The sequence below is a fragment of the Chamaesiphon polymorphus CCALA 037 genome, from assembly GCF_003003845.1.
GTDB classification, from domain to species: Bacteria; Cyanobacteriota; Cyanobacteriia; order Cyanobacteriales; family Chamaesiphonaceae; genus Chamaesiphon; species Chamaesiphon polymorphus.
Genome location: NZ_PVWO01000333.1, coordinates 1 through 6,701 on the forward strand (window position 1 = coordinate 1; position 6,701 = coordinate 6,701).

General features: G+C 48.2%; 6 protein-coding genes. 2 read left to right on the forward strand and 4 right to left on the reverse strand.

From position 1 onward, the window contains the following. Window positions 1–133: 133 nt before the first annotated feature. From C7B77_RS20710 to C7B77_RS20720, 3 genes are all read right to left on the reverse strand, one after another. A complete protein-coding gene (locus C7B77_RS20710; RefSeq protein ID WP_106309251.1) occupies window positions 134–1,459 on the reverse strand; it encodes a salicylate synthase in 1,326 nt (441 codons plus the stop codon). 158 nt (window positions 1,460–1,617) lie between these two features. After that, a complete protein-coding gene (locus C7B77_RS20715; RefSeq protein ID WP_106309253.1) occupies window positions 1,618–3,177 on the reverse strand; it encodes a benzoate-CoA ligase family protein in 1,560 nt (519 codons plus the stop codon). Between the two features lie 43 nt (window positions 3,178–3,220). Beyond that, a complete protein-coding gene (locus C7B77_RS20720; RefSeq protein WP_181243944.1) occupies window positions 3,221–3,484 on the reverse strand; it encodes an acyl carrier protein in 264 nt (87 codons plus the stop codon). On the opposite strand from C7B77_RS20720, the gene C7B77_RS20725 reads away from it, so the two are divergent. Beyond that, on the forward strand, window positions 3,483–3,704 hold the full coding sequence (locus tag C7B77_RS20725; RefSeq protein WP_146138426.1) for a hypothetical protein: 222 nt from the start codon (window positions 3,483–3,485) through the stop codon (window positions 3,702–3,704). The genes C7B77_RS20720 and C7B77_RS20725 overlap by 2 nt on opposite strands. Before the next feature lie 634 nt (window positions 3,705–4,338). Continuing rightward, window positions 4,339–5,232, forward strand: a complete 894-nt coding sequence (locus tag C7B77_RS20730) for an RNA-guided endonuclease InsQ/TnpB family protein (RefSeq protein ID WP_106309262.1) — start codon at window positions 4,339–4,341, stop codon at window positions 5,230–5,232. A gap of 30 nt (window positions 5,233–5,262) precedes the next feature. Here C7B77_RS20730 and C7B77_RS20735 read toward each other — a convergent pair whose 3' ends face one another. After that, entirely contained in the window at window positions 5,263–6,444 is a 1,182-nt protein-coding gene (locus tag C7B77_RS20735; RefSeq protein ID WP_106309265.1) for an aldo/keto reductase, read from the reverse strand. Window positions 6,445–6,701: the final 257 nt, after the last annotated feature.

Consider the following 6,701-nt stretch of genomic DNA (forward strand, 5'->3'; position numbering starts at 1 on the left):
ATATACTTGTTTATATACCGTAGCCTCATAAAGCGGGGCTTTAGCTCCCTCCACTTTATAAGGGGAGGGCGGGTTGGAAAATCCCATCCTCGGAGGGGTGGCGCGTAGCGACGGGGTGGGTAGATCTCCGCAGCTACTCCTTCAACACCAAATTCGTCAACATCGTATTCATTTTATTCACCGACTCCATATACTCATGCTCCGGTACCGACTCAGCCACAATCCCCGCGCCAGCATTGAAATGAATCGTGTCACCATACTGGTAAGCCGATCGAATGGCGATCGCCAGATCCGCCGTACCGCGACTATCGATCCAACCAATCCCACCTGCATATAGCCCCCGTGGTTCTGTTTCCAAGCGATCGATCCACTCCAATGCGGCTTGTTTATTAATTCCCGAAACCGTAATTCCAGGGAATAACACCTTTAACGCATCCCAAAGTGTCTTATCGGGTTGCAGTTCGCCACCGACGCGAGATGAGAGATGCTGAACGCAGCGATATTGCTTGACTTCCATAAAATCCAACACCCGCACGGTTTCCGGTACGCAGAGCGCAGCTATTTCATCTTGAGCCAGCCAGATCGAGAGAGCGTGTTCCTTCACCTCTTTGGCATCGGTGAATAATTCGCGACTTAACTGCTCGTCTCGTTCCAGATTTTCAGAACGGGGGCGAGTTCCCGCGAGTGGATTGGTAATCGCAAATCGATCGGTATCGACAGTCATCAAAATCTCAGGACTGAAACCCACCGCACTGACATCATCGAACTGGAAACAATACGATCGCGCTGAGTTATTACTCTCAGTTCCCAGCCGATAAGTACCCAACAGATCCATCTGACCTTTAACTTTGACCGATCGAGAGATAATGGCTTTGTGCAAATGTCCGGCTTGAATTGCCTGTACCATTTCGCTCACTTTAGTTTGATAATGTTCGCGATCGGCAAAATCCAGCGTCGGCAGGGTGGCGGTATAATTCCGCAACGGAGCATCGATCGCCAAAGCTTCGATAATTTTAGTCAGAGATTTGACGCTTTTAATCCGAATCCCTTTTTCGGTAATCTGGAGTTCGGTTTCTGGAATCGAAAAATACAGCAAAGGTTGCTCGATCGCTTTGCTATAACTCGAATAAAACCGCGCCATATCGAAGCCCACGTATCCATACGCCGTCCAATTTTCGATCGGTAATGATGCCAACATTTGCTGCACTTGCTGAAGCGGATCGCCGACAATCGATCGCGACTCGATTTCGCCTAAATAATCTAAAGTCACAGTGTCAGTACTTACCGCAATACTGGCTAAGGTATTTCCCGCAATCCGCGTCTGGCGATCGCCCTCATACAGCATATAACTGGAAAATAGCCCGATATCTAACAGATTTTGCAATAAAGATTGCGGATCTTTAGTTTCTGGAACGAATAATTCATGGTAAACGAGTGGCTGAGTGTCGGTGGAAAACATAGGTAGTTATTTAGTGGATAGTGAATAGTGAATAGTAGGGTGTGTTATCGCGAAGCGTAACGCACCAAACCATTTGAATTGATTTAGTCCGCGTAGGCGGACTTTGCATCACAAGCGGCGGTTTCAACCGCGCGACTAGAAACCATTGCGGTTCCTAACTAAATTTTCAACAATGCTTGACGATGTACCTTGCCTGTCGGCGTGCGCGGTAGCGCATCCAAAAACTGGATGCTTTTGGGCACCTTAAATGGGGGCAACTGAGCCTTAACCGCTTGACGAATACTGCGTTCTAGCTCGATCGAGGGTGCAAAGTCAGATTTGAGACTCACATAGGCGATGACCTGCGTTAAATCTCCATCTGGCTCGGTATTAGGCACGACAGCCGCATCGAGGATACTTTGATGCTGGAGCAACACATCCTCGACTTCAAACGGCGAAACCCACATCCCATTGACCTTAAAAAAGTCATCATTACGCCCCATGAACCGAAAATAACCATCGGCATCGCGGATATATTTATCTCCCGTCCGCATCGTCGTCCCATATAGAGCCGATCGCGTGGCAGACAAACGGTTCCAGTACCCCAGCATCAGACTTTCGCCCGCTACTTCTAATGCACCAATTTCACCATCTAGGGCGGTGCATCCGCGATCGTCAACAACGCGCACATCATATCCAGGCACCGGACGACCGGAAGTACCCGGACGACATGCCCCTGGTCGATTGGAGAGAAATATATGCAATAACTCCGTAGTCCCAATCCCCTCGCAAATCTCTAGCCCATACAATTCTCGCCATTTGCTCCAGATGGTAGGGGGCAATTGTTCGGCGGCGGAGAGGCATAACCGTAACGAACTGACATCGAGCGGGGCAATCTCAGCTAATGACAGGATGCCAGCATAAATACCTGGAATGCCAAATAATACCGTCGGTCGGTAAGTTTGAATATCGGTAATGATATCAAAGGCATTCGCCGCATCGGAGAGAATCGCCGCCGCACCGACAGACATCGGCATGTACAATGTATTCCCCAAGCCATAGGCAAAGGGCATTTTGGCAACAGAATAGATGATGTCATTTGCCTGTAAGCCGACTAACTCCTTGCCATAATTTTCGGCACAAACCACCATGCTCTGATGCAGATGAATCGCGCCTTTCGGTCGTCCGGTACTGCCAGAGGTATACAGCCAGAATGCGGGTTCCTCACGATCGGTTTGCACCCAATCGTTGGCGTAGCCTCTCCCCTGGAGAATCGATTCATCCTGTTGGCTCAGTAAGGACATTAACGATCGATCTCCGTCGATTTGCACGACATGTTGCAGGAATAGCGACTCGATTTTACCCAAACGTTCCAACCACGATCGATCTGTGACCAACACTTGGGCGCGACAGTCTTGGAGAATATACCGCACGTCTTCTAACGTACAAGCCGTGTTAATCGGGACTGGCACCATCCCCAACCAAATCGCCCCCCAAAAGGCAAATACGAACTCTGGCGTGTCGGGTAATAAAATCGCAATCCGGCGTTCGCGCTCCCCGCCCAATTCGGCTAAGAATTTAGCCATCCGCCGCACCCAACTATGCACCTGTGCATAGGTATAAGTATCGTCGCGGTAGTAAATAGCAACGCGATCGCGCCGCTCTGGGACTAAATTAGCTTCGAGAAAATGAGCCGCCACGTTAAAGATATCGGGCAAGCTGGTAGATATACTTTTCATCATAAAATTTCTGGCGATCGAGAACTAAACTGGCAATTTAGAATTACGCAGATCGAGCTGGCGAGGGTGCTACTACCATCTGACAAATTTCTGCCAATGTGAGATCTTTGCGCGTTCCTAGCTTGAGATCGAGATCGAATTGGCGTTTCAATTCAAGGGAAAGTTTGACTGTCTCGACTGAATCCAGCCCTAAATGTGCGTGGATGAGCGTGTCCTCCCGAATCGTGTCTTCAGGAATGCCCAAACCAACCAAAATTGTTTCGATCGCATCCATTACCGTTAAGTTGTTCGTTCGGTTTCCTGTCATGGCGCATGATGAGTTTAAATTTGGGACGGTAAATTATGGCGGTGGAGTAGTATTGACTCTTACTCTCACTAAGCAGATCGAGACAATCCGACGCTCGAACTGCCAAAATGCTGGCATCGAACGGCAGATGAGATCTCGAACATGGGGGAGTAGCGGAAAATCGCGGCTTGGAGCGGTAACGCCAATAGTTTTCGCAATCGAACTAGAGAAAGCGATCTAAGCTATTGAGAATTATTTTTGATAGCTATGAAGAGTCTATTACATTTCCTTGATTTTTGGCAAGTATGTTCGCTGGCTTAATTCCGCAGCCATAATGGCCAGACAACCGCTGCAAGTGGCTGCAATTGTTTTCAGCTATTGTTTTCAGCCCAATCGTTTACCTCGATCGCCATTTGAAATTAGGCTCCTGCTGCCACATGGCTAGGCGATCGTCGCCAGGATCCAACCCCAGTTTTCGCAGATAGGGGAGCTATTATTTGCATATAATTCTCATATCTTCGAGATCGATCGGTCTCTTGAAATGATTACTAGTTAAAAGTAATCTGGGATAAACTTAACTTTGGACTTTTCAGAAGGGGGAAGCGATCGATCGAATTAACCGATCGCGTTTGTGACTCGTTAATCAGACAGGTGGGAATTCCCCTTCCTCGCGAGAACGAAGCGACGAGCGATAGCAAGGCGCGTAGTGGAGCAGGGAGGGGATGAAAGCCGAGTGAGGCGAGGATTCCATCCGCCCTCGAACCAACAAGCGAAGCTCTTGGCAAATGGGCGGATGGATGACGAGACGAACAAATTCCTTGCTTGTCCATTGGTTTATTCTGTGTTATCATTAAAGCAATTGGTGATAAATGTAGATGTATCAGTCTATCAAAGCCCGAATCTATCCCTCCGATGCCCAATCCGAAAAGCTTTCCCAGTTTTTCGGATGCGCTCGTTGGTGGTGGAATCGCGCTCTGAATGAGACTACTACTACCTATGCCCAGACGGGGAAGGGACTGTCTAGAGAAGGACTCAACGCGCTGCTGCCAGCACTCAAAAAAGAGTTTATTTGGCTGGGTGAATGTCATTCTCAAGTTTTGCAATCTGTTACCCTCAACCTCAGTAAATCGTTTATCAACTTCTTTGAGAAAAGAGCTAAATTTCCTAACTTCAAATCGAAGCATGGGAAACAGTCGATTCAATATCCTCAAGGGACTAAGTTTGCGGATGCGCGCCCGTCGGGTTCCCCGACGCGAAAAGCGCACCAAGCAGTTGATAACCCGATCTATCTCCCTAAATTGGGATGGGTCAAAATCAGTTTGCATCGTCCGCTTGATGGAGAAGTCAAGACTGTTACTATTTCCAAGAATCCTAGTGGTCAATATTTCGCTGCTATCTTGACGGAGCAAGAAGGTGAATATCCTGTCCCTAGTAGTGAGGGAAACGACTATAAGTGTGAGCGTTCTGGCAAAATACTGGTCAAGGTGGATAGATTTTTTCCTTCATCGAAAACCTGTAGTAATTGTTATCACCGAGTTTCCTCTTTGCCTCTGGATGTGCGTCAGTGGACTTGTCAAGCTTGTGGAACCAACCACGACAGGGATGTAAACGCCGCCCAAAATCTGAAAGCCGAAGGACTCAGAATACTCTCGTTAGGAACTAGCGAGACTGCCGATGGAGGCAACGTAAGACCAAGCAGGGGTCGCAAGACATCTGTGAGGCTGTCGCCCTCGAAGTCGGAAGCTCCGTCCTCGCACATGAGCGCGTAAGCGCGATTGTGCAGGGCGGTGTAGTTCACTTTAGGTTTGAGACAATCGTTTGACTTCCATTCCACCTAGCAGTAAATCGGTTTCCTTCAGTAGAGCGGGGATGGTGGTGGCGTGGGGACTAGCAGCCAGACAGGTAGAAAAATCGAGTGCGTCGATGTTGGTTGCTTTGGCACCGGGAAACCAGTGTCCGCCATTTTCGAGGAGGTTATAGCGCATTTGGCCGTACTCTAGCATGTCATAGGCGATCGCCAGATTGCGCAGCCAGAGGATGGTGTGGATATTAATATTCCCAGGGGTGTCTGAGGGGGCGGGTAAGCCTTGTTTCCAGGTGCGTACCCATTCTGTCCCCAGTTTACTGGCTGCGGCTTGTTCTAGACGATCGATAATTGGTGGCAGCAATTCGGCGGCACGGTCTAAAAGTGGTAATGTTTTGAGATGTTCGTCAAAATCGCTAGGTTTGGCGGCACCGACGCTGAGGGTATGGACTTGGGGATGGCTCAGACAGAAAAGATTGTTAAAGACGATCGGACTTAGGGGTTGACAGAGTTCGACTAATTTTGCCGATGGCTGGTTTAACAAGCCACCTTTATTAGTCGGACTGATAATAAATACGCCTAAATCGTGACGAGTTGCTGCTTCGATCGCCGCCCAATTAGTTTGATTGATATAGTACCAATGCAGGTTGACATAATCAAATTTATCAGTCTCGATCGCCCGAACGATCGTATCGGTGGTGCCATGTGTCGAGAAGCCAATAAACCTAACTTTACCTTCCGATTGCAGTTGTTTGGCTACGTCCCAACAGCCGCCATCTCGCAAGCTATAATCGGCTAGTTCCTCATTATTAATGCCATGAATACCTAACAGATCGACATACTCTAAATTGAGACGGGATAAGGATAACTCGAAAGTTTTTCTGAATTCTTGCGGATCGGCAACTGGGGCAACTTTAGTCTGAAAAATAAAATCTTGACGGTTTAATTTAGGTAAGATTTGACCGAGTTGAACTTCTGAAGATCCATAAAATCTGGCCGTTTCAATATGATTGATGCCAACTTCTAGCGATCGATGGATCGTTGCTTCTAGGTTGCGTTGATTTTCATCGGGAACTTCTGTGAGCGGAATATCTTGCCATTTATGTTGGTATCGCATTCCGCCACAAGAAAAAACGGGCATCTGTAGCTCGGTTCGGCCAAAACGACGGTATTTCATTAGGGGAGAGGGGTGGATGGGTGGATGGGTGGATGAGTGGATGAGTGGATGGGGGGATGAGTGGATGGGGGGACGCTTGCGTCCAAATATTCACTATTCACTATTCACTATTCACTATCTTCTACCCTACAGCAGCGTCAATTGTCCATCGGCTTTTTTGGATTTGGATTTGGGGGTGGATTTGTTGCTATCGGTGGCTTCTAAGTCAGAGGATAGATCGATCGAGGATTCGGGGGTGGGGGGGTCTGTAGATGATT